Source organism: Providencia rettgeri (genome assembly GCF_023205015.1).
Taxonomy (GTDB): Bacteria; Pseudomonadota; Gammaproteobacteria; order Enterobacterales; family Enterobacteriaceae; genus Providencia; species Providencia rettgeri_E.
Genome location: NZ_CP096258.1, coordinates 3,624,352 through 3,649,784, shown reverse-complemented (window position 1 = coordinate 3,649,784; position 25,433 = coordinate 3,624,352). Strand labels below are relative to the sequence as shown.

24 protein-coding genes are annotated in these 25,433 nt (G+C 41.4%); 17 read left to right on the top strand and 7 right to left on the bottom strand.

What is annotated here, in order from left to right; translation table 11 throughout:
* Positions 1 to 2: 2 nt before the first annotated feature.
* Positions 3 to 305 carry an urease subunit gamma gene (locus M0M83_RS16540; RefSeq protein ID WP_004908484.1) on the bottom strand — a complete coding sequence of 101 codons (303 nt, stop codon included), beginning with the start codon at positions 303 to 305 and terminating at the stop codon, positions 3 to 5.
* A gap of 20 nt (positions 306 to 325) precedes the next feature.
* Positions 326 to 1,162 carry an urease accessory protein UreD gene (locus tag M0M83_RS16535; RefSeq protein ID WP_125890369.1) on the bottom strand — a complete coding sequence of 279 codons (837 nt, stop codon included), beginning with the start codon at positions 1,160 to 1,162 and terminating at the stop codon, positions 326 to 328.
* 447 nt (positions 1,163 to 1,609) lie between these two features.
* Between M0M83_RS16535 and M0M83_RS16530 the strand changes: the two genes are divergently transcribed.
* The 6 genes from M0M83_RS16530 (at position 1,610) to M0M83_RS16505 (ending at position 7,416) form a co-directional block, all read left to right on the top strand.
* Entirely contained in the window at positions 1,610 to 2,467 is an 858-nt protein-coding gene (locus tag M0M83_RS16530) for an AraC family transcriptional regulator (protein WP_248466993.1), read from the top strand.
* Between the two features lie 249 nt (positions 2,468 to 2,716).
* Positions 2,717 to 4,261, top strand: a complete 1,545-nt coding sequence (locus M0M83_RS16525) for an ABC transporter substrate-binding protein (RefSeq protein ID WP_248468463.1) — start codon at positions 2,717 to 2,719, stop codon at positions 4,259 to 4,261.
* Positions 4,261 to 5,229, top strand: coding sequence for an ABC transporter permease (locus tag M0M83_RS16520; RefSeq protein ID WP_125890366.1), 969 nt, complete (start codon positions 4,261 to 4,263; stop codon positions 5,227 to 5,229). The genes M0M83_RS16525 and M0M83_RS16520 overlap by 1 nt, the downstream gene beginning before the upstream one ends.
* The gene (locus M0M83_RS16515) at positions 5,226 to 6,038 is read left to right on the top strand and encodes an ABC transporter permease (RefSeq protein WP_102137865.1); all 813 of its coding nucleotides are present in this window, start codon (positions 5,226 to 5,228) and stop codon (positions 6,036 to 6,038) included. Before M0M83_RS16520 ends, M0M83_RS16515 begins: the two co-directional genes overlap by 4 nt.
* Complete coding sequence (locus tag M0M83_RS16510) at positions 6,032 to 6,808, top strand: ATP-binding cassette domain-containing protein (RefSeq protein ID WP_248466992.1); 777 nt, start codon at positions 6,032 to 6,034, stop codon at positions 6,806 to 6,808. Before M0M83_RS16515 ends, M0M83_RS16510 begins: the two co-directional genes overlap by 7 nt.
* A 14-nt stretch (positions 6,809 to 6,822) precedes the next feature.
* Complete coding sequence (locus M0M83_RS16505; RefSeq protein WP_248468462.1) at positions 6,823 to 7,416, top strand: ATP-binding cassette domain-containing protein; 594 nt, start codon at positions 6,823 to 6,825, stop codon at positions 7,414 to 7,416.
* Between the two features lie 32 nt (positions 7,417 to 7,448).
* Here M0M83_RS16505 and M0M83_RS16500 read toward each other — a convergent pair whose 3' ends face one another.
* Positions 7,449 to 8,276, bottom strand: coding sequence for a S8 family serine peptidase (locus tag M0M83_RS16500; protein WP_282561521.1), 828 nt, complete (start codon positions 8,274 to 8,276; stop codon positions 7,449 to 7,451).
* Positions 8,272 to 8,997 carry a hypothetical protein gene (locus M0M83_RS16495; protein WP_248466990.1) on the bottom strand — a complete coding sequence of 242 codons (726 nt, stop codon included), beginning with the start codon at positions 8,995 to 8,997 and terminating at the stop codon, positions 8,272 to 8,274. The genes M0M83_RS16500 and M0M83_RS16495 overlap by 5 nt, the downstream gene beginning before the upstream one ends.
* A 257-nt stretch (positions 8,998 to 9,254) precedes the next feature.
* Here M0M83_RS16495 and M0M83_RS16490 point away from each other — a divergent pair, with 257 nt between their 5' ends.
* Positions 9,255 to 11,312 (top strand): TonB-dependent receptor family protein, encoded by a 2,058-nt coding sequence (locus M0M83_RS16490; RefSeq protein ID WP_248466989.1) that lies wholly within the window; start codon positions 9,255 to 9,257, stop codon positions 11,310 to 11,312.
* A gap of 39 nt (positions 11,313 to 11,351) precedes the next feature.
* Here the strand turns inward: M0M83_RS16490 and M0M83_RS16485 are convergent, their stop codons facing one another.
* Entirely contained in the window at positions 11,352 to 12,068 is a 717-nt protein-coding gene (locus M0M83_RS16485) for a Crp/Fnr family transcriptional regulator (protein WP_213913075.1), read from the bottom strand.
* A gap of 95 nt (positions 12,069 to 12,163) precedes the next feature.
* Between M0M83_RS16485 and M0M83_RS16480 the strand changes: the two genes are divergently transcribed.
* The 8 genes from M0M83_RS16480 (at position 12,164) to M0M83_RS16445 (ending at position 20,506) form a co-directional block, all read left to right on the top strand.
* Positions 12,164 to 13,252, top strand: coding sequence for an ABC transporter substrate-binding protein (locus tag M0M83_RS16480; RefSeq protein ID WP_248466988.1), 1,089 nt, complete (start codon positions 12,164 to 12,166; stop codon positions 13,250 to 13,252).
* Positions 13,245 to 14,264: a FecCD family ABC transporter permease gene (locus M0M83_RS16475; protein ID WP_248466987.1), complete on the top strand. Its 1,020-nt coding sequence runs from the start codon at positions 13,245 to 13,247 to the stop codon at positions 14,262 to 14,264. The genes M0M83_RS16480 and M0M83_RS16475 overlap by 8 nt, the downstream gene beginning before the upstream one ends.
* Entirely contained in the window at positions 14,261 to 15,001 is a 741-nt protein-coding gene (locus M0M83_RS16470; RefSeq protein ID WP_248466986.1) for an ABC transporter ATP-binding protein, read from the top strand. The genes M0M83_RS16475 and M0M83_RS16470 overlap by 4 nt, the downstream gene beginning before the upstream one ends.
* 36 nt (positions 15,002 to 15,037) lie before the next feature.
* Positions 15,038 to 15,403: a cupin domain-containing protein gene (locus tag M0M83_RS16465; protein WP_125890357.1), complete on the top strand. Its 366-nt coding sequence runs from the start codon at positions 15,038 to 15,040 to the stop codon at positions 15,401 to 15,403.
* Positions 15,404 to 15,416: 13 nt separating this feature from the next.
* Entirely contained in the window at positions 15,417 to 16,187 is a 771-nt protein-coding gene (locus M0M83_RS16460) for a class I SAM-dependent methyltransferase (protein WP_248466985.1), read from the top strand.
* A gap of 213 nt (positions 16,188 to 16,400) precedes the next feature.
* Complete coding sequence (locus M0M83_RS16455; RefSeq protein ID WP_248466983.1) at positions 16,401 to 18,602, top strand: TonB-dependent siderophore receptor; 2,202 nt, start codon at positions 16,401 to 16,403, stop codon at positions 18,600 to 18,602.
* Positions 18,603 to 18,685: 83 nt separating this feature from the next.
* A complete protein-coding gene (locus M0M83_RS16450; RefSeq protein WP_248466981.1) occupies positions 18,686 to 19,786 on the top strand; it encodes an ABC transporter substrate-binding protein in 1,101 nt (366 codons plus the stop codon).
* A 420-nt stretch (positions 19,787 to 20,206) separates the two neighbouring features.
* Entirely contained in the window at positions 20,207 to 20,506 is a 300-nt protein-coding gene (locus M0M83_RS16445; protein ID WP_125890353.1) for an HdeA/HdeB family chaperone, read from the top strand.
* Positions 20,507 to 20,618: 112 nt separating this feature from the next.
* On the opposite strand, the gene M0M83_RS16440 is transcribed toward M0M83_RS16445, so the two are convergent.
* Entirely contained in the window at positions 20,619 to 21,518 is a 900-nt protein-coding gene (locus tag M0M83_RS16440) for a LysR family transcriptional regulator (protein WP_125890352.1), read from the bottom strand.
* 99 nt (positions 21,519 to 21,617) lie between these two features.
* Here M0M83_RS16440 and M0M83_RS16435 point away from each other — a divergent pair, with 99 nt between their 5' ends.
* A complete protein-coding gene (locus tag M0M83_RS16435) occupies positions 21,618 to 22,949 on the top strand; it encodes an MFS transporter (protein ID WP_248466979.1) in 1,332 nt (443 codons plus the stop codon).
* Positions 22,950 to 23,342, top strand: a complete 393-nt coding sequence (locus M0M83_RS16430) for a hypothetical protein (RefSeq protein WP_213913067.1) — start codon at positions 22,950 to 22,952, stop codon at positions 23,340 to 23,342.
* Positions 23,343 to 23,412: 70 nt separating this feature from the next.
* Here M0M83_RS16430 and rpoD read toward each other — a convergent pair whose 3' ends face one another.
* Positions 23,413 to 25,260 carry an RNA polymerase sigma factor RpoD gene (rpoD, locus tag M0M83_RS16425; RefSeq protein WP_213913066.1) on the bottom strand — a complete coding sequence of 616 codons (1,848 nt, stop codon included), beginning with the start codon at positions 25,258 to 25,260 and terminating at the stop codon, positions 23,413 to 23,415.
* Positions 25,261 to 25,433 lie beyond the last annotated feature (173 nt).

Below are 25,433 nucleotides of genomic sequence, written 5' to 3'. Positions count from 1 at the left end.
ACCTATACAATTGGGTCGTGGATAGAAACCAACTTTGTGCCATCAGGAAATGTACATTCCACTTGGATGTCTTTGATCATTTCTGGTACCCCCTCCATGACCTGCTCTGCTGTTAACACGGTTCGACCTTCGCTCATTAACTGGGCAACCGTTTTACCATCACGGGCGCCTTCCATAATCGCACAACTGATTAGCGCGACGGCCTCAGGGTAATTGAGCTTTAATCCACGGGCTAAGCGTCTTTCTGCGACGAGACCTGCCGTAAAAAGTAATAATTTGTCTTTTTCTCTTGGGGTTAATTCCATTTTTTGCTCCTAAAAAACGTTTACGTTGCCCAAATACGCGGTGGCTCAGGACAATAACCTAACCAGTATTGTCTTGTTGCCTGCCAAATATGGGCAAAACAGGCCATTATTGGCTCGGTTTGAGAGCCTAATAGCCGCAAAACTAAAATACCGTCCACATCAGTTAGCCCATACTCAAGCGGCCTAACATCGGTAGAGAAAAAACAGGCTAAGCTATCTTGAAGTTCTGCTTTCAATTCATCGCTGGCGGGGTAGATATATAAAGAGCCGAACATGGGAAACTCACGCATGACGGCCGATTGTTTTTGAGAACCATTGATAAAGATAGATTCCGCCAAGGTGAGCTTGTCATCAATATAAAATTGCAATCGGCCCCGAATATTGCCGTTGTCGAATTGTTCGTTTAATACAGGGCGGCCTAAACACTGGATTTCCCAGCCGATAAATTTTGATGAACTGGTGATCCGCACATGGGTCTCTATGTGAACTTGCGCCTCAGGGAAAAAAATGTTTTCTTGAGGCAACCATTCTAAGAACCCATTAGGTGCCACCGTTAAGGTTTGTACTTGCCGCGCAACACCGCCCGCACTGCGATAAAATTTTGTTGCTCCAGGCGTAGTCAATAACGCATGGGCATGTGGTTGAACATCAATATTGATAAGAAGTTTATCCCCCCCGACAACGCCACCGGGTGGATGAAGTAAATACGTGTGTGCAATGCCTTGCTCGGGGTAGAATGACCGCTGAACCATTAAAGGGCCGATATGTTGTTTATCCGTTAAGCGGGTGACGCCACGTTTTAGTTCATATCGTAAAAAGATTTCAGCTAACCAGCCTGATCCTGAAAAATCAGACATACTTTCTCCTGCAACTCAGTCAACTAAAAATACGCGAACATGTTTAGCTATACCCCAAACAAAAATTGGGTACTTGTAATGTAAAAGCTAATGCAAGTAGGGTAGGGTGTGAGTGAATACCAAAATCATTATTATTATGCAGCGTTATCGGCTGCATGTGCCTGCCGCGCGATTCTACACCTTATATCGAAAATTGCCTTTCAATTAAACAGCATTTTATTTAGAAAATATAACAACCATCAAAATAACAGTAAAAAATGAGCGTATATCTATATTGCGATTTCAGCGTAACAGGACTATATTCTCAGCCGCACTGATATGGGGTTGAGATGTTTTACGACGTGACTTTATATCGATTCAACAATCCCTTTTCTTGGGAAGTCATTCTGACATTAACGGCAGTTTATAGAGATTATGGAATATAAATTTTTTCTTTCGGAAAGCCAAATGGTGTTAAAAGCGTTTTATATTGAAAATGCGATGATAGCCATGCTGACGGGCGCGAAAGGAAATGTTGTGATCAACGGTCAATCCATTGAAATTGAAAGCGATGTCACCTTAATTATTCCTAAATATAGTCAAGTGTCTTGCAATATTGTGTGTAATACCGTGAAGCAGCCGCTTGAATTACACACATTGTCGATGTCGGCAGATGAATTACAACCGGTATTTTTATTACTGAAAACCTTAATGAAGTCGGGTGCACCTCTGACTAGCCACCAACCCATTTACCATGTGTCTCCCCCAGAAACCGTGAGAGATAACTTTAGTTTATTAAAACAATGCTTACCATTAAAAAAACAGAGTGAGTCCCAAGAAGCATTGCTAATGAGACAGAGCCTATATTTTATTTTAATGGCGATATATCAAGATGGTATCGATATTCTAAATCTTTTTCGCTTCAATTATGATGAGCCGAAAAATCAAGCGATTACCCATTTGATCACTCAAGAACCGCAAAAAAAATGGCACTTAGAGGATGTCGCGAAAGCGTTATTTACCACGCCATCCACTTTACGCCGTCATTTGAGCCGCGAAGGGGTGTCTTTTCGCCAATTACTACTCGATGTGCGAATGGGAATGGCGCTGAATTTTTTAACCTTTTCAAATTATTCTGTTTTTCAAATTAGTCACCGCTGCGGTTTTGGAAGCAATGCTTATTTTTGTGATGTCTTTAAGCGAAAATATAATATGACGCCTTCTCAATTTCGGTTGCAATCAAGGCAGTCGAACGACCCGAATTTTATTACCAATTTGTCCTTGCACTCTAACCCGATTGAATTTGACAAAGAAATTGATGGGTAATTGTTAAGGCAGGTCAAACAGGGGCTCAATTTTTACCGTTTCTTGATTAAATTCGTGGTTCTCTTGATATAGCGCCTAGCAATCAGGGCGTTAAATTTAATATAACTCATATTTGCTACTTTACACATAGTGAATATCTCACCGATAGCGGCATCAATGACAATAGCGACATTGATGATTTGAAATAAAAAATAAAACCTGTCTATAGAGGGATGTATGATTAAAAATATCGTTGCAGCCGTGTGCCTGATGGGGCTTACACTGCAAGCACAAGCGGTAGAGCCTGCTCAGTCACAAACCTTACGTTTAGCCATTGGCTCAGAGCCCACTGAAGGTTTTGACCCAATGCTTGGGTGGAGCCACGGTAGTTATTTACTGTTGCATAGTCCATTACTGAAACAAAAAGCGGATCTTTCATGGCATAGCTATATGCTTGAAAGCTATGAACATAATGCCGATGGTAAACAATGGACGCTCAAACTGAAAAAAGGCTTAAAATTTTCCGATGGCTCACCATTAACCGCCAAAGATGTGGTTTTTACCTATAACAATGCCGCAGCCAGTGGCGGCAAGGTGGACATGGGCAACTTTGCCAAAGCAGAGGAAATCGACCCTCTCACCGTAAAAATCACGTTATCTTCCCCACAAAGTACTTTTGTGAATGTATTAGGCTCGTTAGGAATTGTTTGTGCCGATAAATATGATGCGAAAACCTACGCACATAACCCGATTGGTGCAGGCCCTTACCGTTTAGTCGCATTCCAACCGGGGCAGCAACTGATTGTTGAGCAAAATCCATATTATGCAGGGCCAAAAAATGATTTTGGTAAAATGGTCTTTGTTTTCCTTGATGAAGATGCGGCCTTTGCTGCGGCACAAAGCAATCAACTGGAAATCGTTCGTATCCCTGTGGCGGTAGCAGCGAATGCTAATAATGTGAAAAACATGAAATTGATTGAGCGCTATAGTGTGGAAAATCGCGGTATCTCTTTCCCAATTCCACCTGCAGGTGGTAAAGATGCCCAAGGTAACCCTATTGGTAACGACATCACTTCAGATGTTGCTGTCCGTAAAGCGATTAACTATGCACTTGACCGTAAACTATTAGCAGGATCCGTATTGGAAGGCTTTGCGGTGCCAGCTTATACCGGTGTTGCAGGGCTGCCATGGAATAACCCAGACTCTGCTTTTAAAGATGGCGATCTTGAGAAAGCGAAATCCATTTTAGAAGAGGCAGGGTGGACGCTAAACAAAGATGGCTTAAGGGAAAAAGACGGTAAAGTGGCTAAGCTAACCTTATGGTATGCCAGTGGTGATACCACACGTCGAGACCTTGCTCAGGCAATCCGTTCAAGTTTAAAACCCATTGGTATCGAAATGGATTTAAAATCGGGGAGTTGGGAAACCGTTGAACTCAATATGCATGCGAATCCAACACTGTTTGGTTGGGGAAGCTTAGACCCGATGGAGATTGTCCATAATTACAGCAGCAAGGCTGCGGGTGTTGGCTTTTACAACCCGGGTTATTATAAAAATGCTGAAGTCGATCAATTGATTGAAAAAGCGTTAGCGCAAGCTGACCAAGACGCAGCGATCCCGTTATGGCAACAAGTGGATTGGAACGGTAACACGGGGGTGGGTATTAAAGGTGATGCCCCATGGGCTTGGTTGATGAACCTGCAACATATTTATTTACTGAATAATTGTGTTGATTTAGGCGCCAGTGCCCCTGAAATTCACGGCTCTTGGTCAGTGTTAAATAATGTCGATGAATGGGCGTGGACCTGTCAGTAATGCGAACCGCACTTGGGCTTTTATTGCGATTTATTTGTTTATTAACCGTAACGGCAGCAGGAATTTTTATCCTGCTGAGTTACTCGCCTATCGACCCAATAAAAGCCTATATCGGCAATGACTTACTGCACGTACCCCCTGAGCAATATGCGCTCATTGCTGCTCGATGGGGGCTTGACCAACCACTGTGGGTTCAGTTCTGGCGCTGGTTTTCACAAGTCTTACAGGGGGATTTGGGCTATTCCATGCTCTATAATACCCCAGTAATTCAAGTGATTGCTGACCGCCTTGTGCCTTCTTTAGCCCTACTTATTAGCTCTTGGCTGTTCTCTGGCGTTGTTGGTTTTGCGTTGGGTTTGGTCGCGGGGCGTTATTTAAACCGCTGGCCAGACAAACTTATTTCAACGTTATGCTATTTACTTGCTTCAATTCCTGTTTTTTGGGTGGGTTTACTGTTGTTGTCTCTGTTTGCGGTGACATTACAGTGGGCGCCGATATGCTGTGCTTGGCCGATAGGCTTGGATGAGCAAACGGCAACATTTTCACAAAAACTTCATCATCTGGTTTTACCTGTCATTGCGTTGGGTATGTTAGGCGTCGGCAATATCGCATTGCATACACGTGCCAAAGTGGTTGAGGTGATGAGCAGTGAATTTATTCATTATGCACAAGCCCAAGGAGATAAAGGCTGGTCGATGATAGGCTTTCATGTCCTAAAGCATGCCATCACCCCCGCAATTTGTTTGCAGTTTGCTTCTATTGGTGAATTATTGAGTGGGGCATTATTAGCAGAAAAAGTATTTGCCTATCCAGGCTTAGGTCAGGCGACGATTGATGCAGGGTTACGTGGAGATATTCCCTTGTTGATGGGGATCGTGATGTTATGTGCTGCGCTAATATTTTTTAGCAATACGATAGCCGACAGCTTGCTAAAAAAAGTGAATAAGGGAGTGATGAGGTCGTCATGACATATAACCCGAATCGCGCTTTGCTTAAGTTAGCTTTCTCGTTGCTTTTATTGGTTATCGTCAGTATCTATGCGTTTGGTTTCTCCCTCAATGATATTGAAATGAATTTACTCGATAGGCGATTGCCACCGTCGTGGGCACATCTATTTGGGACAGATAATTTAGGACGTGACTTATTTGCCAGAACCTTTCAAGGTGTGGCAACCAGCTTGCAAATCGGCCTTATGGCGGCCATTACCAGTGGTTTTATTGCACTTGTCATGGCGGGGTTATCTTCAATAAGCAAAGCCATGGACTATGTGGTGCGTGGTATTATTGATGCCATGTTGGCATTACCCCATCTTTTATTGCTGGTATTGATTTGTTTCACGTTGGGAGGCGGAAAAATGGGGGTGATTTGGGCGGTTGCACTAACACATTGGCCAAAACTCGCCTTAATTTTGCGTTCGGAGTTACAACGAGTTAGCCAGTCAGATTACATTATGTTATCTCAACGTATTGGTAACAGTGCATTTTATCGCTGGCGCTATCACTATTTACCCATGATTTTGCCGCAATGGATGGTCGGGACGTTATTAATGTTTCCCCACGCAGTATTACACAGCGCAGCATTAAGTTTTTTAGGTTTTGGTTTATCGCCCCATGAGCCCTCACTGGGCATTTTATTGTCTGATGCATTGCGTTATCTCAGCACAGGAGCGTGGTGGCTGGTGGTCTTCCCTGGCGTTGCTTTAGTTGGGTTAGTGTTATTATTTGACCAATTCGCCAAAGCCTTACAACAGTTATGGTTGAAGGGGGCCGTATGTTGAGTCTTGATAATCTCACCGTGGATGTCGCGCAATTTCGTTGGTTAGGGCGTAAACGTTGGTCGCCGTTACTGCAAGGGATTTCATTGGATATTCAGCCCGGTGAGATGGTTGCATTGGTAGGTGGGAGCGGAGAAGGTAAGAGCTTGTTATTACAGAGTGTTTTGGGGTTGCTTCCCCATAATATGCGCTGTCGTGGCGGTATTCACCTTAATGGTAAAAAGCTGACTGAACAAAACAAAGCTCAGCATCGTGGAAACGCATTATGTTATATCCCTCAAGGGGTTAATGCGCTTAATCCGTTAATTCGTATCGGCCCACAATTAGAACGTGCCGCTGTGTTAAGTGGGCAGCATATTAAAATGCACGATGTCGCACGGCATTTACAGCAATATAATCTGCAAGGCTCATTGGTAGATAGCTACCCAAACCAGTTATCTGGTGGAATGGCTAAACGGGTACTCGCCAGTAGTGCGACACTCTCGCACGCGCAATATATTTTAGCGGATGAAATTTCATCATGGCTGGATGATGACCATGCCATGCAGCTACTCGAAAACATTAAATCGCTCTGCCACGATGGCCGAGGTGTTTTATGGGTCACCCATGATTTGTCCATGGCAGTGCGTTTTGCTGACCGTATTGCCTTATTGCGTAACGGAGCGTTGGAAGACGTGTTAAGTAGCCAAAAGCTACAACAAGGTGGTGGTGGTCAATGGCTGCAGTCGTTGTGGAATGCGTTACCGGAACATCAATTTATGGCAAGTAAATGAGTATCACTGAACCTATTTTCCAAGTAAATAATTTATGCATTGAACAAGGTGGCCGACGGCTGTGGGATGGCTTTAGCATGTCACTGACTAGCGGTGAACGCCTTGGGATCTCTGCCCCCAGTGGTTTTGGTAAAACTACGTTAGGCCGAGTATTCGCTCAGTGGCAGCATGCAACCCAAGGAACCATTTTGTTTGAAGGGAAACCGTTACCTCAGCAGGGTTATTGTCCTGTTCAATTAGTCCCTCAGCACCCTGAAAAAAGTTTTAATCCATACCGTACCGTAGGGGCGAGCTTATCTGATGCATGGCAACCGGATGCAGATTGGCTGGATCAGTTTTCAATTAAACCTACTTGGTTAGAAAGGCGACCTAGTGAGTTATCCGGTGGTGAACTCGCCCGAATTGCGTTACTGCGAGCCCTTGACCCGCGAACAAAAATTTTAATTGCCGATGAGGTCACCGCACAATTAGACGCTAATTTGCAAAAAGAGATTTGGCAGTTGTTAGTGAAATTATCCGAAGAGCGACCACTAACAATGGTTATTTTTAGCCATAACAAAGCGTTATTAGAGAAAGTGTGTAGTCGTGTTATTTCACTAGTCACATAACAGGTGCCTATTATGGCCAAATAACAACTGAATTATTCAGTAATTTGAGCGAGTTTATCAATTTCTTCTAATAACTGATTGACATTAGGTCGGTAGCCTATCCCATCACAAACGCCTTCCATATATGTCGATTTTCTTATCAGCTCACGCATTCCCCAGGCAGATAGAATAATTTGATGTTGCTTAGCATAGCCTTGAATTAACGCTAATGCACCTGAACACAGCGGTGTTGCACTCGATGTTCCTGAATAACTGTCGGTATAATTTCGGTCATTGCCGGGGTGTTTTTGCAGTGTGCCATACCCCGTAGTAGTTACGCTCCAGTCTCCCCATGAATTAATCAGGGAGTTTTTTTGATTATAATTTGAGAAAGACGTGCGTTTTCCTGTTAGGTGGTCACAAGCTCCCACTAACATGCAGCCATTATCACCAAAATCATCCATAACCCCGAATTGGCTTAAATCCAAGCCGCCATTACCAGCCGCTAAAAGAACAGTCGCGCCTTTATCGACCATGATTTTAATCCTTTCCCACCAATTACGAACTGATATGATAGGAAGCAATTTATTATCAATATGAAATTGGAGGTCGAAACTCACGATGTCACCCGGCTGAGTATCATCAGTAAGTCGGTCCAAATCGTCGGTGTCATAGAAATAAAATTGGCAACCATGCGCAACGCCAGTCACACCGAATTCATTTTTAGTTGCAATTACACAGCCTGTTGAAGCGGTACCGTGGTTACAATTTTGAGTTTCAGACCGGCTACTTACCACTATGAGGTTTGCATCTTTAAGGTCTTCATGGTTTCGGTATACGCCAAAATCCATATGACGTACAACTGCTTGCGAGCCATTAATATTTTTTTCCCCATGGTTCTCTTACATTCATTCCCATTGGGGCATCTAAATATTTTTGTAACTCAGAAAAATCTGGGGTTATTTCATCACTGAGGATGTCATCTTCTTTTATGATTTGGTTATTTAACGGGAGTTTGGGCGGCAGGTAGTCTGTTGTGTCAGGGCAGATGCAGCAATAATTGACATAATCTAATTGCTCAAGTTTTTGTGCTATTTCAACTAAATGATCAAAATTATCTTCACCATAAAGATTCAGATACTCATATTGTTGAGTCGGTAATTCAATATTTGGCTTAGTTAATGTTAATTTAGAATTTATTAATTCAGTTGATAATGTATCCATCACTAAATGTGTGTTATTTATCTTGAACTTGATCTCGAGAAAATAATTGTTAATCCCATCTATTTTATGATTGATGGTTTTTAATTTTATTTCTGGTTTGGTTTCTTGTTTAATGTTTTGTTGAGAAAGGTGATAGCTAACTGGGTTATCAATTAAATGACAAATGCTCTTGTTGCTATCTATAAATGAAATGGAAACATGGTAACTTCCTGATTTATCTATGTTGAAAAGATAGTGAGATTTATTTGTAGATATGGTTTCTATTTTTTCATTATCTAAAAATAAACTCACGGTAACAGGGTTTTTATCTACATTATTAAAGTTGACCACGATACCAGTTTGATTTACATCGATAAATTTAAAGGTTTTTATATTCATACATTCTCTTTTTATATTACGTTATTGATATTTTTTTAATTATCTAAACATTAAATTGGGTAGGTTATTTAAAGGAGAAAATGTATTTACGACAAGATTGATAATTAAACAGAATTTAATGGAAATTATGATTTCAAGATAAGTTATAAATTAATTTATTTTGGTTTTGACAAATGTCATAGGGATATCAATTCCCATCCTCTATTTTAAACCCCTCAAATGAAAATGATAACCATTACTATTATTGGGGTGAATATATGTCTTATCGTTTAAAACGGCACCAATTGGCGCATTGTATTGCACTCACTTTAGGCATCGGATCTTTGGCGACACCAATTGGGTTCGCTGCACCAGCAGTAACAGCAGATAAACTGATCGTCACGTCTTCAACAGGGCAAAGCCGCTTGGTACCGAGTGAACAGCAAGAAAAAGATAAACTCGAAAAAGTGGCAGGCGGAACAAATTTAGTGGTTATCGAAAAAGAGACTCGCCTTGCGACCTTACAAGATGCTCTTGATTACCAGCCAGGGTTGGTTATCCAAAATTTCTTTGGGGGAATTGACCAGCCGCGTTTGAATATTCGTGGCTCTGGCGTACAAAGTGCACCGCTTGCCCGTGGTGTGCTATTGCTCCAAGATGGTTTACCCGCAACGGATGCAGATGGCAGTTTTCATATCAGTACCTTAGAAATGCGTGATGCGCGGATGGTGAGTGTGCGCCGTGGTGCAAATAGCCTAAACCCACAAAGCAACAGCCTCGGTGGTGAGCTCGACGTCCTTTCTTACACAGGCAGAAATGAACAAGGCCGCCTACGCTATGAGTATGGCTCCCATGGGCGTGAAGGGTTACAAACTGCTTTCGGCGGTGTTTCTGACGATGGGGTATTTGATGGCCGTGTTAATTTCACTTATGACCATTTTGATGGTTATCGCAAGCACTCCGCTTCCCAACGTAAAACGTTACGCAGCAACTTTGGCTATGTGACCGATAACTTTGAAAACCGAACTTGGTTGAGCTGGACAGACTTTCGCTTTGACGTTGCGGGGCCAGTTTCTGAAGAGGTACTAAATAATAACCCAACGGATGTGTACCCGATGGTATGGTTGCGTGACCCACACCGTAATGTTGAGCAATTGCGAGTGGCTAACCGTTCCGACTGGCAAGTGGATAACCAAGCGATTGGCGCAGGAGTTTGGCACATTCGTACCCATGATAATTTTACCACCCCCGCATACTACCGCTTTAGTCGCAGCCACAGTGAAGGGCTGCAATTTACCTATAATATTGAAACTGAACCCGTTACTTACCGCACGGCACTTGCTTGGGATCAAATGACCCTACAAACCGAATTAATGCAAAACCGTAAAGGGACCCCCGCAGACAAAACAAAAATAGGTAAATATGATGGCCGAGCTGAAAACCTCTACGGCAGTGTTGGGGTGGATTTATATATTACGCCAACCGTGACAGTTAATTTAGATGTCAAAGGCACACATGCACGCCGTGATGTGGAAAAACGGCAAAGCCATTTGTCGTTAGACCAAAGTTGGACATTTTGGACACCAAAAGCGGGTGTTATTTGGCGCCCAACAGAAAGTCAGCGCTACTTTGCCAATATCAGTGCGAGTGAAGAACCAGCGACATTTTGGGAAATTATTAACTCCAGTAATGGAAAATTGACGAAACTTTCACCACAAAAAGCCATCACTTATGAAATTGGAGGGGAAGGGGATGTCACGGATGGGTTGAAATGGAACTTAGCGCTGTATCGTAGCCAAATTAAAGATGAGTATATCACCACTTATGACAGTGCAGGGACTGTCGTGGGCGTGTTTAATTATGCCGCGAAAACGCGCCATCAAGGCTTAGAAGCAGGGCTTGCGGGACGCGTTGGCGCAGGGCCGGGAGATATTAATTACCGAGTTTCTTGGACTTATAACGATTTTCGCTTTATGGGCGGAGAATATAATGGCAACTATATCGCGGGTATTCCACGCAATATTGTCGCTGCCGAGGTGTTATATGAAATTGGGGACTGGAGTGTTGGACCTAACCTTCATTGGGCGCCAACCGATATGGCAGTTGACCACCAAAACAACCTTGATATTCAAAAACGTAAACATTATGCCGTACTGGGACTTAAAGGCAGTTATAAGCCAACAGAACAGTGGTCTGTGTATTTGTCGATGGATAATTTAACGGATGAACGTTATGCGACAACATCGGTTGCTAACCAAACTGTCACCGCAAAAGACAGTACCTTATTCCCCGGTATGGGGTTTAATGTGAATGGTGGCGTAACCTATAATTTCTAATAATAAATAAACGCATTAATCTTGGTTAATGCGTTATGCCTAAAATGGACGCTGTGCAGAAATAGATAATTGCGTTAAGTAGTTTTCATTATGGATATGCACAGTGTCTTTTTCGATATCAATAAACCCTTTTTGCCGCCAGCCAGAAACCAACCGGCTGAGTGTTTCGTAACGTATGCCTAATTTAGCCGCGAGCTGGCCTCGTGATAAAGGCAAAATAATATTTGAAGTCAATTGCTTGTGTTTTAAATCAAGGATATAAGCGGCTAATCGTTGTTCAGCAGAGCTTGAGGTTAGCCAATCGATATGGTTAATGTTTTCATACAGTTTGCTACTAAAACGCATGAGTAATTTTTCCATAATCTGTGGGCAAGCATGGCAAAACCGCAGAATATCGCGTTTATCGAGTAGCAAGGCTTCACCGTCGGTTTTCGCTCGTAAACTCATCGGATAGCGATTGTGCGGCATAAAAACCGCGGCGATGGCAACGATTTCCCCTGTGCAAAATAAACCGAAAATTTTTTCCTCGCCCAGATAAGTGTGGCGGTACACCTCGATTTGCCCGCTTATCATTAGGGGGCAATGTTTGAATGGCTCCCCTTCATGATTCAGAATTTCACCGCTTTTAAAGCGAATATGGCCACAATTTTCCAGCAGCAATGCCAGTTTTTCATCTTCCACCCCATTAAATAGCAAGCACGATTTTAGGGCATTGAGCGATTGTGTATGGGGGAAAACGTTTTTGACAAATGTCATAGGTCATCCTCTTACGTCGTCTTAGAATGGCCTAAGTATAAATGATAATCATACACATTATCAATTGAGATGTTAGCAGAGAGCTGAATAACCCTATGATAAATAATGCTTTTAGACTCGCCGCTGTTTTTCTAACTATTGGTGGGATGACCAATGCAAGTGCATCACAAGCCGTTGATTTCAAAGATATGTCGGGTGATGAAATTCATTTGTCAGCCCCTGCAAAACGTATTGTCGTGATCCCGATCCCTGCCGCTTCGATGTTAGTTGGTCTGGATGAAAGCAGTGAAAAATTAGTCGGAATGCACCCTTTTGCAAAGGTTGCCGCTCGGGATGGCATGCTAAGCCAAATGTTTTCGCCAGTTTTACAGGTGAATTCAAATGTTGTGGGGAACAATTTCACGCCAAATATTGAAGCGTTACTTAATGTCGAGCCCGATCTGGTATGGCAATGGGGACACCGAGGGGATGACATTATCTCACCAATGCGAGATGCGGGGTTGACAGTCGCAACACTCGATTATGGGCAAGAAAGCTATACGCAAGAGTGGATCCGTTTAATGGGGCAAACACTTGGCCATAATGATAAAGCACAAAAAATGATCCAGTGGCGTCAACAAGTTGTCGATACGCTCTCGGCAACCACCGCTAAAATTCCTGAATCTGAACAGCCACGAGTTTTATATCTTTCACATTTTAATCAAAGCATTCAAACGTTTGGTTCAACATCGCACAACAATGCGGATTTTGCTCTGGCGGGAGGGGTGAGTTTAAATCGTGACCTAACTGGGCCAAGAACCCTTAATATTGAGCAAATTCTGGTTTGGGATCCTGACATTATTCTGTTGGGTAATTTCGAAGAGGGGTTATCGCCAGCTGACGTTTATCGTAATCCTATGTTAAGTGAAGTCACCGCAGTGAAAAACCAGCGCGTGTATAAGCTCCCCATTGGTGGTTTTATCTGGGATGCACCAAACCAAGAAACCCCACTCTACTGGCAATGGTTATCGATGATTTTTCACCCAGAAACGATGAAAATGCCATTGAGGGAAGAAATTCGCCTGCGATATCAGCAACTTTATGGTTATGACGTTTCGGATGAGCAAATAGACGGCATATTACAAATGGAGATGAACAAAAACAGCCAACATTATCTTTCTTTAATGGGGAAACTGCATGCGTAAATCCCAATATCTTTGGCTTGTTTTCGCTATTTGCCTGTTGTTGACTTTCGTTTTGGCACTCAGCTGTGGCCGCTACCCAGTTTCGTTTTCCGCGGTTTGGCATATTCTCTATGACACTATTTTGGGTAACGAAATGATGGGGGACTATAGCCGTACTGAACAAAATGTTGTGCTGAATGTACGTTTACCCCGTGTTCTGATAGCCGGTACAGCAGGGGCGGGGTTAGCCGTTGCGGGGGCGGCCTTGCAGGGTATTTTCCGTAACCCATTAGTTGGGCCACAAATTATTGGTGTTTCATCAGGCGCCGCACTCGGCGGGGCTTTAGCCATTTTATTATTTTCCTCTTTAATTATCACCATTTCATTCGCTTTCATCGGTGGGTTGTTGGCTATCGTGCTGGTTTTCTTATTGGGTTTGAATCGCCAAGGCAGCCAGCTATTAATGTTGATCCTTGCTGGAGTCATTATTAATGCTTTTTTTGCTGCATTAATTTCGTTAATTACTTATTTTGCAGACCCAAACAACACGTTACAAACCATTGTTTTCTGGCTTATGGGTAGCTTTGCTAGCGCCTCTTACCTCAAGCTCAATATTATTTTTCCGGTTGTGCTGGTCTGTGTTTTGGTTATTTTTGCACTGCGTTTTCGTATCAATGTGCTGTCCCTTGGGGAAGAAAATGCACAAGCCTTAGGGATGAAAATCAATAGAACCCGTTGGGCGGTGTTACTCAGCGTGACGTTGATCACCAGTGCGACAGTAGCGGTATCCGGCACTATTGGCTGGGTAGGGCTAATTGTTCCCCATATTGCACGATTAATGGTAGGGCATGACCACCGAATATTACTGCCAGCCAGTGCCGTCATTGGTGGGATTTATATGGTGGCTGTCGACACTTTCGCACGCAGTATGACCAATGCAGAAATTCCATTGAGTGTGATCACCGCCCTGATCGGCGCCCCCATTTTTGCGTTACTTATCCATACATTAAATAAAAAGGTGGCCGATTTATGATCCAAGTTGAACACCTTAATTTCAACATTGCCCAACGCCAATTATTTACCAACTTAAGTTTTCGGCAACCAAAAGGCAGTATTGGCGCAATCTTAGGGCCAAATGGCCGTGGTAAAACAACCTTATTAAAGCTCTTACTCGGCTTACAAAAAGGGGCAACGGGCAATATTTTATTGAATGCACCGGTGGCTTATGTTCCACAGCTTAGTGGTTCACTGTTTCATTACTCTGTTCGCACAATGGTGAGTCTCGGGCGTATTCGTCATTTGCCTTGGTATGCCTCACCTAATGAAAAAGATCACCAAATTGTAGAGCAGTGCTTAGCGTACTTAGGCATAAGCAAGTTTGCGGACCAGCCTTTTAACTGCCTCAGTGGCGGAGAAAAACAGATGGTCATGATTGCGAGAGCATTAGCCAGTGAACCAGAAATCCTGATCCTTGACGAACCGACATCCGCATTGGATCTCGCCAATCAAGACAGTGTGCTCAGCGTATTACGTGACTTAGCCATACACCGCGGAATGACTATCTTGTTTACGAGTCATTACCCGCAACATGCGCTGCATATCGCTGATTATTCACTGTTGTTATTTAACGACAGTGGCTGTTTATTTGGTGAAACTGAACACATTTTAACGGAAAAAAACCTGTCACAGCTGTACCAATTACCCGTTGCAATTACGCCAATGGATTATCAAGGCCGGCAGACCCAAGGGGTCATTCCGCTATTTAGATAACTGAATGAAAACGATTGAATTGAGGAATATTAAACGATGAGCAATAACACAGTAAGCAGTAACACGATTACACCTTCAGAAGCGCTGATTATCAACCAGTTAATTAATTATACCGAACAGGGTATTGCAAGCCGTGTATTAGCGAAAAATGGCGGGGGAAATATCACCTTATTTGCTTTTGATAAAGGCCAAGCGCTATCTGAACACAGCGCCCCTTTTGACGCTATAGTGATGGTTGTTGAAGGGAGCCTGCAACTCACTATTGAAGGAAAACCGGTCATGGCTAAACCGGGGGAAATCGTCAGAATGCCCGCCAATATACCTCATGCAGTAGATGCGCTAGAGCCCGCAAAAATGTTGTTAGTCATGTTACGTGAGCCTGAAACGGCTTGCACACACTAGCTTGGAGGTGCGAATGGACCAATCATTTACCAGCCATGAAGCCGGGCACAAATTTTTAGCGCGCTTGGGGAAAAAACGTCTACGCCCAGGGGGAAAAGAAGCTACTGAGTGGCTACTTAGCCAATCAGGGTTACATAAGAACAGCCAAGTCCTTGAAGTAGCCTGTAATATGGGAACCACCGCCATTGAAATAGCCTCCCAATTTCATTGCCATATTACGGGTATTGATATGGATAAGCAGGCGCTCGCTCAAGCACAAAAAAATGTGGCGAATAAAGGGTTAACCGATTTAGTAACAATCCAAATGGCGGATGCATCAAAATTACCATTTGTAGATAACAGCTTTGATGTGGTCATTAATGAAGCCATGCTGACCATGTATGGTGATAAAGCGAAAGCGAAGTTATTGCAGGAGTATTATCGAGTACTAAAACCGGGGGGCTGTCTATTAACCCACGATATTGCATTTAAGGATGCCCAAGCGGTACAAAATGTGGTTTCTCAAATGCAGCGGGCGATTAATGTCAAAGCGCAGCCATTACCTGAGACACAATGGGTGGAATTATTTCAACAAGCGGGTTTCCAGCAAGTGCTCTCTCACACCGGGCCAATGACATTATTATCCCCAAAAGGGCTGATTTACGATGAGGGCGTTTTCGGTGCACTAAAGATTGTCCGTAATGCACTGAAAAAAGAAAATCGCCCCCAATTTTTGCGTATGTTCCGTCATTTTCGGCAAAATCGTGGGAAATTGAATTATATCGCTGTCGTTAGTGTGAAGTAATTAATAGGAAAACTTTGCGCAAGGATGCGTGATTAGTACTGAATAACCTTTCATTTCTTGCTGTTAATAATAATAATTCTTATATTTATCTTGATTCTTAGTTACTGTTGTTAATAATTATTTGATAAAATAATAAACAGTAATTTAATTATATATTGTGATTTATTTTTATAATCAATAACAGCGATTTTAATAATGTAAAGGTTTAATTTAATGAAAATAAAGCATTTATTTATTATCTCCCCTTGCTTTCTACCCTTTTTTTCTCCCTCCGTATTTGCCGCTGATAAAAAAGAAGAATCCATAACCGTATCCGCTACGCGTGGGTATAAATCAGTTTCAGAAATGGCACAAACCACATGGGTGATTGATAATGCTGAAATTGAACAGCAAGCTGAAGGTGGAAAAGAGTTAAAAGATATTTTAGCGCAGCTTATTCCAGGAATGAGTGTCAGCGGCCAAGGGCGGACAAACTATGGCATGAATATGCGTGGCCGTTCAATGATTGTTATGGTGGATGGGGTACGCCTTAACTCTTCTCGTAGTGATAGTCGCCAATTAGATTCCATCGATCCTTTTAATATTAACCATATCGAAGTTATTTCAGGTGCTACGGCGATGTACGGTGGCGGTAGCAGCGGCGGCTTGATTAATATTGTGACGAAAAAAGGCCAAGAAGAAAAACAAGTTTCCCTGCAATTAGGTGGAAAAACAGGCTTTAACAATGGTAAAGATCACGATGAAAATATTGCTGCAGCAGTAAGTGGTGGTAATGAGAATGCTCACGGACGTGTTTCTGTTGCTTATCAACGCTATGGTGGTTGGTATGATGGTAAAGGTAATGCGATTAATATCGATAATACCCAAACAGGGTTACAATTTTCTGATCGCTTGGATGTGATGGCGTCAGGCACTATCAAAATCGATGAAAAACAACAGGTTCAAGCTGTTTATCAGCATTATAAAAGTGAGTCTGATGGTAAACACGGCCTCTATTTAGGAAAAAATTTTTCCGCGGTTAAAGGGCAAGGTGAAGCTTATAACAGCAGTAAATTAAGTTCTGACCGTTTGCCGGGAACTGAGCGTAATTTGCTCAATTTACAATATTCAAATGCAGATGTATTTGGGCAGGATTTTGTTGCACAGGTTTATTATCGTGATGAATCAAAAAAGTTTTATCCCTTCCCAACTCTGACTGGCAAAGATGTTACAAGTATCAGCTCATCGGATCAAAAAACCAATTTTTATGGAACCAAGCTGACGTTCAATAGCCAACCTATCGATGAATTAACGTTAACTTATGGTGTGGATGCAGAGCATGAGCAATTTCGCGCGAATCAAATGTTTTTTGATTTAGATAAAGCGAAAGAATCCGGGGGAATGGACTTAACTAAAGCTTTCCAAATTGGCCGCTATCCAAGCTATACCACGACGAATATGGCGACATTTTTACAAAGTAGTTATGACATTACGCCAATGTTCACATTAAGCGGTGGTGTGCGTTATCAGTACACAGAAAATAAAGTGGATGATTTTATTGGTTATGCACAGCAAGAAGCCATTGCTAACGGCAAAGGTAAATCAGCCGATGCAGTACCGGGTGGGAAAACGGATTACAACAACTTACTGTTTAACGCAGGGCTGCTGGTTAACCTAACCGAAGAGCAACAAACATGGTTTAATTTCTCTCAAGGTTTTGAAATTCCTGATATTGCTAAGTATTACGGAACTGGTGACTATGCGAAGACTCCAGATGCCAATGGCCACTATCATCTAAATAAAAGTGTTAACATTAATGATACCAAGGTAAAAGGAATCAAGGTTAATTCCTTTGAGTTAGGATGGCGCTATACAGGGGAAAACCTGCGCACGCAAGTTGCTACCTATTATTCATTATCTGATAGAAGCTACGGCATTAATAAAGATGACATGAGCATCTATATGAAAACCGATAAACGCCGTATTTATGGGGTTGAAGGCGCGGTGGATTACTTCTTTGCTGATTCAGATTGGAGTGTAGGAAGTAATTTCAATCTACAAAAATCAGAAACTAAAGTGGATGGTAGCTGGGAAAAATGGAGTGTTGACTTCGCGAGCCCGTCAAAAGTGAATGCTTATATTGGTTGGGAACCGAATGATTGGGCACTACGCTTACAAAGCCAACAAACGTTCAATTTAACGGATGCGGCTGGTAAGAAACTTGATGGCTATAATACCGTTGATTTATTAGGAAGTTATATGTTGCCAGTGGGTAAAGTCAGTTTTGCAGTTGAAAACTTACTGGATAAAAATTACTCCACAATTTGGGGGCAACGAGCACAAAGCTTATATAGCCCTAAATACGGTGCTGCAAACCTGTACGATTATAAAGGCCGTGGTCGAACCTTTGCTCTGAATTACAGTGTGACGTTCTAGTTGGATGTTTTAGTCAAAAATAAGCCACTTCACAGTGGCTTTATTCATAGCAACCTCTTTAAATTTAAGGTAAAAGATTTTCCATGAAATTATTTCTCACAGGATTATTGTGCATATTAAGTCTTTGGGCACAGGCAAAAACGCCGACGGTGATCACTGACTTACAAGGCCGTGAAGTCACCGTTAATCTTCCCGTTGAAAAGTTATTTCTGGTGGATAGCCGTGATATTTTGTCCGTGGATATTGCTGCGGGTAAAAGAGGGATATCCAGTATTGCGGGTTGGAGTGATTCACTTACACAGTACGCACCAGATTTAAAACAAGCTTATTTCAGTGTGTTGCCTGAATTAGGCCAAATTCCAACGTTAAAGAAAACTCGTGAAGCCGGCCTCCAAGTTGAAAAACTGATCGAGCTAATGCCTGATGTGGTAATTATGCATAAGGCTAATTATGGCGCGATGCGTGATAGCCAAATTTTACCGCAACTTGAAGCAGCTGGTATCCAAGTCATTTTTATTGATTTTCGAATGGATATCGCGAAAAACACGCCAAAAAGTATTTTATTATTAGGTGAGTTATTAGGAACACAAGAAAGAGCGGAACGATTTGCAAAGCTGTACCACGAAAAATTAGATGCGATTGAAAGCCAATTATCTCAACCATTTCCAACTGTCTTGATTGAAGCGAATGCAGGGTTATTTACGGATAGTTGTTGTCAACTTTATGGTCGTTCAGGTTACGGTTCTTTAGCGGCCCTAGCAGGCGGAAATAATGTTGTTGCAGATAGCTTCCCTGCAAAAGGGGCTGAAAGTTCCATTGAGAATATTATTACATTAAACCCAGAATATTATTTACTGACAGGCGCCGATTGGCACAACTTTAATCGTCGCTCGCTCGCAGTAAGCTTAGGATATAATGCAAATAAAGCTAACGTGCAGAAGCAGTTATCAGTATTAATGGATAGACAAGGGATCTCATCATTAACGGCAGTTAAAGAAAAGCGCGTTATGGCGATTTACCATAATTTTTACAACAATCCGATGAATATATTTGCCATTGAAGCTATGGCTAAATTTATGCATCCAGAACGATTTAGCGCATTAAATCCAGAACAAAACTTAGTCGAATTCCAAAATCAATTTACAGAGATCCGAGAAACTGGCGTGTTTTGGGTGAGTTTATAAACAGAGTCATCCTGCGTTTTTTGAAGTATAAGTATCAAGATGGTAAATCATATTTTATTATCGTAGATACTCATTTAAAATTAAAATTTTTAATCAGTTAGATATAATTTTTATATCTAACTGGTCCGTATTTCTTTTGTATAAATGAGCCAATAAAAGACATTGTAGAGATGGAGGTGAAAATAGTATAACTAAATATTTATAGGCACTTTTATAAGTGGATTTCACATAAAATAAATCATTTATTGATGGTCTTATTTTGTTTTTATTTATAGCTGATTATTTTTAATGTTCATTATTAAAATGTTTAACTCAGTATGAAATTAATCATCAAAATTAGAATATATAATTTATATAAATAATATGCTAATAATAGATGGCTACATAATCCTATATTTAAAATTTCCAATGGAGTTCAAAATGAGAAAGGTTATTATATCTAGCGTATTATTTGCTGTATCTACAATTTCATTTAACTCAATGGCAGCAGACAAAAATACGGTTACACCTGAGAATATGACTTGTCAGCAATTTATTAATTTAGATCCTCAAAGCTGGGCACCTATTGCGTTATGGGTAACAAACCAAGAAACGCAATTTAAAGGTGGAGATTATGTTTCACTAACAGAGCAAAGTGTTGCTGAAGTCCCTCAGATTGTTGAGTTTTGTAAGAAAAAACCGGAAGGTACTCTGCAAGATTATTTAGCATCTAAGAAGTAAAGCAAACTATTATGCCATGGAAGGCATAATAGCCATTTCCGATTAGGAAAATGGCTATTATACTGTGGTAGATTAGAAATCTCTATTTTAGAAACATTGAATCGACCTATTTTTATTTCTTTACCGCTAATTTATCTGCTAAGTAATCAATAAAAGCACGGGTCTTAGCCGGTAAAACAAAAGTACTTGGGTAAAGTAATTGAATATTTTGTTTCGGCAAACGGTATTCAGGTAATACATGTACTAAGCGTTCATACCGCAAGTCATCATCAACCATCCAAGCTGGGCATATTGCAATACCTAATGAGGCTAACACCATATGGTGAATAACGGCGGCAGAATTAGACTCGTATTGGTTTTTAATTAGAGGTAAGTAATATTTTTCATTTTTTGCGTTCTGTAAAAAATATTGCGGATCTTGCCAGTTTAATAACGCATGGTTAATCCATGGAACATTTGCTAAATCAGTGAGTTGTTTGATTGGGTGTTTTTTTAGAAATTCAGGGGTGGCAACTAAGTAAATTTCATATTCACCCAGTTTTTTCATTTTATGGGATGAATTTTTTAAATTACCTAACCGAATAGATAAATCGAGTTTCTCTGTGATAAGGTCATCTAAGGATGAGTTAAATGAATACTGTAACCTTAGCTTAGGATAAAGGCGGCAAAATTCAGGAAGTAGTGGCAAAATAAAACGTTGGCCAAACTCACTCGTTGATGAAAAGCGCAGCAAACCTACAATATTAGTGCCTAAATTTTGGCTTTTTTCGAAAGCTTCATCTATTTGACTTTGAATACGTTTAAAGTCGTCATAGAAATGTTTTCCCACTTCTGTTAATGCAATATTCCGCGTATTTCGTGTCAGCAAGCTCACATTGAGCTGAGTTTCTAATTGTTTGATATCCACACTAACCATAGAGCGGCTTAGCCCTAAAATATCTGCGGCTTTCGTGAATGAACCGGAGTCAACAACTTGTAGAAAGCTGATAATCTTTTTGAGATTTTTTTGCATAATGGTGGCGATTGTTCTTTTTTATTAAACAATCATGTTACCTCCCTTATATCGACAAAGAAAGTACTTAAATCTATTCTTTGCCGCCGGAGGAAGTCCATGACTTATCGATACAAAATTGCCACAGTATTTTTACTCGGTTTCTTTATTGATTGTATTAATATTTTTATGTCGGCGATAGCATTACCTGATATTGCATCGTCATTTTCAGCGAGCCAATCTCAAGTTGCTTGGGTTGCCAATGGCTATATTTTAGGTTTAGTGCTGGTGATGCCCATCAGTTTATGGCTAGCAGGCAGGCTAGGTAATCAAAAGCTACTTTGCTATTCCATGTTGCTTTTTTCTGTTGCAGCTTGGTTCAGTGGGAGCAGTGATTCAATTTATAGTTTAATTTTTTGGCGTTTTATCCAAGGAGCCGCGGGAGGGTTATTAATTCCTGTCGGTCAGGCACTCGTTTTTGCATTATTTCCAAATAATGATCGTCAGCGTATATCAACATTGATTATGACAGTCGCGTTAATTGCGCCTGCATTCTCACCTGCCATTGGTGGTTTAATTATTGATTCTTTATCTTGGCATTGGGTTTTTTATGCTAATTTACCTTTTTCATTGCTAACGGCCGTACTTGCCTGGGTTTGGATAAAAAATGATGGGAAAGCAATAAGAGAAAAGCCAGATATTTTGGGGCTAATAATGGTAAGTTTAAGTTTATTAAGCTTATTATTATCATTCTCTTTTTATAATGACTATCACAATTTATTATTGGCTTTGGTGAGTTTTGCTACTTCAACTCTCGTATTTGTTATTTATCTTAAATATGCCAAAAAATGTCGAGAACCTATTTTAAATTTTCAATTATTGAATAACACCAATTTGCGTAACGCTTTTATTGTTTACTATGCTGTTCCCGGTATTTTTACGGGAGTTAATTTACTGAATATTTTTAATCTACAAGAGAATATAGGATTCAGCGCAGCACAAACAGGATTATTTATGGTGCTATATGCATTGGGGGCGGTAGTTTCAATGGTAACTGGTGGGCGCCTTTATTTGCAGATAGGGAAAAAACAATTATTTATTATTGGTATTACATTACATAGCCTTGGTATTTTTCTGCTTTATTGGGTTTCATCTTCAAGTCAGCTCTATTTATTAATAATCGCTTATTTATTGATGGGGATGGGTGGTGGATTGAGCGCCAATACTGCACAAATTAGCTCGCTGATGGACTTCAAAGACAAAGATTTACTTCAAGGGAGCGTATTGTGGAATATTAATCGACAAGTCGCATTTAGTGTTGGCGCCGTCATATTTATTTCTATATTTAGCCTAACGACTTTTTCGAGTGATTTATTACGCTATCAATATACGTTTCTTATCGCATCAATACTCGGGTTACTTTCATTAATTTCAGTGATCAAGGAAAAATAAATGAGTGAAACAATGGAAAGCGCGCTGCAAAGCGTTGTGGACGTACATGTCTTAATTGAGAATGTTTTTATGGGGAGAAATGGTGATAAAAGTTTGGCTCCTCTATTAGCCAGTTTCGATGAGCACTTCAAAATGGTTACCACACAAGGCCATTGTATTGGGTTAAATGAAGTGACTCAGCTATTCAGTCAGAATGTCGGGGCTAGAACATCATTTTCTACAGAGTGTATTAATCTGATTCCATTGCGCGAAGACAATGGCTATTGCTGGGTTCAGTATCAAGAAAAACAGCAAATAAATGGTATTGAGTCGTTAAGAATTTCGACTGCATGTATCAGGGTCGAACCCGAAAAGTGTGTTTGGGTTTATTTGCATGAAACACCGGTAGTGTAGCTTTCCATGGTTTTAGTGACCATAAAAAAACACCTGCCGGAGCAGGTGTTTTTAGATATAAATAAATCAATTATTCGTCAAGGAAGCTGCGCAGAACTTCTGAGCGGCTTGGGTGACGTAATTTACGTAACGCTTTCGCTTCGATCTGACGGATACGTTCACGGGTAACATCAAACTGCTTACCGACTTCCTCAAGGGTGTGGTCAGTATTCATGTCGATACCAAAACGCATGCGTAGCACTTTTGCTTCACGAGCGGTTAAGCCTGCTAACACTTCGTGAGTTGCAGAGCGTAAGCTTTCTGACGTTGCAGAGTCTAAAGGCAGCTCTAAAGTGGTATCTTCAATAAAATCACCTAAATGTGAATCTTCATCATCACCGATAGGGGTTTCCATAGAGATTGGTTCTTTAGCAATCTTCAGGACTTTACGAATTTTATCTTCCGGCATTAGCATGCGTTCTGCCAGTTCTTCTGGCGATGGCTCACGGCCCATTTCTTGCAGCATTTGGCGAGAGATACGGTTCAGTTTATTGATAGTTTCAATCATGTGAACCGGGATACGAATAGTACGTGCTTGGTCAGCAATTGAACGCGTGATAGCCTGACGGATCCACCAAGTTGCATAAGTTGAGAACTTATAACCACGGCGATATTCAAACTTATCAACGGCTTTCATCAGGCCGATATTACCTTCTTGGATCAGGTCAAGGAACTGCAAGCCACGGTTGGTGTATTTCTTAGCGATAGAAATAACCAGACGTAAGTTTGCTTCAACCATCTCTTTCTTCGCACGGCGTGCTTTTGCTTCACCGATAGACATACGACGGTTGATATCTTTAACTTGTTCAATTGTCAGACCCGTTTCTTCTTCAATTTGACGCAGTCTTTGCAGGCAACGTAGAATTTCTTCTTCAACTTCAAGTAGTTTTTCTGACCAAGGCTTGTTCATTGCTTTTGCAGCAGTTAACCAAGTTTCGCTGGTCTCATTACCACTAAATAAAGTAATGAAGTTTTTCTTCGGCATCTTACATTGTTCAACACACAGTTTCATGATGGTACGCTCTTGTAAGCGAACTCTGTCCATCATTTCACGCATGTTATTGACCAAATAGTCAAATTGCTTAGGAACTAAACGGAACTCTTTAAATACTTCGGAAAGCTGCTCAATAGCGGCAGCCGTTTTCGCATCACTACGACCATATTGTTTAATATGTTGACGCGTTTTTTCATATTGCTCACGAAGATCAGAGAATTTTTGACGCGCTAATTCAGGATCGATGCTGTTATCGTCATCGCTGTCATCGGCGTCTTCATCTTCTTCGTCTTCGTCATCGTCTTTATCAAGCTCTGCTTGTGGTAATTCAGAGCCAACGTGAGTTGCTGTTGGTGCGAGATCTTCTTCCGCGTTAGGGTCAACAAAGCCGGTGATTAAATCAGATAAACGGCTTTCTCCTGCTTCAACACGGTCATATTGCTCAAGGAGATAGGTAATAGCTTCAGGATATTCAGCAACAGAGCACTGAACCTGATTAATACCATCCTCGATACGTTTTGCAATGTCGATTTCGCCTTCTCGTGTGAGAAGCTCGACGGTGCCCATTTCACGCATATACATGCGGACAGGGTCGGTCGTGCGGCCGATTTCACTTTCAACACTGGACAGCACTTGTGCAGCGGCTTCTGCTGCATCTTCATCAGTATCGGAAGTATTTTCAGCCAAAATTAAATCATCGGCATCAGGTGCTTCTTCCATGACCTGGATGCCCATGTCATTAATCATCTGAATGATATCTTCAATTTGGTCTGAATCGACGATATCTTCCGGCAGATGGTCATTGACCTCGGCATAGGTTAAGTAACCTTGCTCTTTACCCTTGGTTACGAGTAGCTTAAGCTGCGACTGCGGGTTTTGCTCCATAAGACGGTATCCACACTTCTGAGTATTTAAATTGGTGTCGGTCGGCGAAACATTCGGCCAACAAGAACATACAAAGGGAATATTTATTATTCGCTACGCCCTTTATTCTCGTAGCATTTACAGGCATTTGCCTTGTGTTTATCGGCACTTAAGCCGTTTAAAATACTAATTCT

Excerpts from the sequence above, each read along its gene's own strand:
- M0M83_RS16540 (WP_004908484.1), bottom strand. The coding sequence starts at position 305 with ATGGAATTAACCCCAAGAGAAAAAGACAAATTATTACTTTTTACGGCA.
- M0M83_RS16535 (WP_125890369.1), bottom strand. The coding sequence starts at position 1,162 with ATGTCTGATTTTTCAGGATCAGGCTGGTTAGCTGAAATCTTTTTACGA.
- M0M83_RS16530 (WP_248466993.1), top strand. The coding sequence starts at position 1,610 with ATGGTGTTAAAAGCGTTTTATATTGAAAATGCGATGATAGCCATGCTG.
- M0M83_RS16525 (WP_248468463.1), top strand. The coding sequence starts at position 2,717 with ATGGGGCTTACACTGCAAGCACAAGCGGTAGAGCCTGCTCAGTCACAA.
- M0M83_RS16520 (WP_125890366.1), top strand. The coding sequence starts at position 4,261 with ATGCGAACCGCACTTGGGCTTTTATTGCGATTTATTTGTTTATTAACC.
- M0M83_RS16515 (WP_102137865.1), top strand. The coding sequence starts at position 5,226 with ATGACATATAACCCGAATCGCGCTTTGCTTAAGTTAGCTTTCTCGTTG.
- M0M83_RS16510 (WP_248466992.1), top strand. The coding sequence starts at position 6,032 with ATGTTGAGTCTTGATAATCTCACCGTGGATGTCGCGCAATTTCGTTGG.
- M0M83_RS16495 (WP_248466990.1), bottom strand. The coding sequence starts at position 8,997 with ATGAATATAAAAACCTTTAAATTTATCGATGTAAATCAAACTGGTATC.
- M0M83_RS16490 (WP_248466989.1), top strand. The coding sequence starts at position 9,255 with ATGTCTTATCGTTTAAAACGGCACCAATTGGCGCATTGTATTGCACTC.
- M0M83_RS16485 (WP_213913075.1), bottom strand. The coding sequence starts at position 12,068 with ATGACATTTGTCAAAAACGTTTTCCCCCATACACAATCGCTCAATGCC.
- M0M83_RS16480 (WP_248466988.1), top strand. The coding sequence starts at position 12,164 with ATGATAAATAATGCTTTTAGACTCGCCGCTGTTTTTCTAACTATTGGT.
- M0M83_RS16475 (WP_248466987.1), top strand. The coding sequence starts at position 13,245 with ATGCGTAAATCCCAATATCTTTGGCTTGTTTTCGCTATTTGCCTGTTG.
- M0M83_RS16470 (WP_248466986.1), top strand. The coding sequence starts at position 14,261 with ATGATCCAAGTTGAACACCTTAATTTCAACATTGCCCAACGCCAATTA.
- M0M83_RS16465 (WP_125890357.1), top strand. The coding sequence starts at position 15,038 with ATGAGCAATAACACAGTAAGCAGTAACACGATTACACCTTCAGAAGCG.
- M0M83_RS16460 (WP_248466985.1), top strand. The coding sequence starts at position 15,417 with ATGGACCAATCATTTACCAGCCATGAAGCCGGGCACAAATTTTTAGCG.
- M0M83_RS16455 (WP_248466983.1), top strand. The coding sequence starts at position 16,401 with ATGAAAATAAAGCATTTATTTATTATCTCCCCTTGCTTTCTACCCTTT.
- M0M83_RS16450 (WP_248466981.1), top strand. The coding sequence starts at position 18,686 with ATGAAATTATTTCTCACAGGATTATTGTGCATATTAAGTCTTTGGGCA.
- M0M83_RS16445 (WP_125890353.1), top strand. The coding sequence starts at position 20,207 with ATGAGAAAGGTTATTATATCTAGCGTATTATTTGCTGTATCTACAATT.
- M0M83_RS16440 (WP_125890352.1), bottom strand. The coding sequence starts at position 21,518 with ATGCAAAAAAATCTCAAAAAGATTATCAGCTTTCTACAAGTTGTTGAC.
- M0M83_RS16435 (WP_248466979.1), top strand. The coding sequence starts at position 21,618 with ATGACTTATCGATACAAAATTGCCACAGTATTTTTACTCGGTTTCTTT.
- M0M83_RS16430 (WP_213913067.1), top strand. The coding sequence starts at position 22,950 with ATGAGTGAAACAATGGAAAGCGCGCTGCAAAGCGTTGTGGACGTACAT.
- rpoD (WP_213913066.1), bottom strand. The coding sequence starts at position 25,260 with ATGGAGCAAAACCCGCAGTCGCAGCTTAAGCTACTCGTAACCAAGGGT.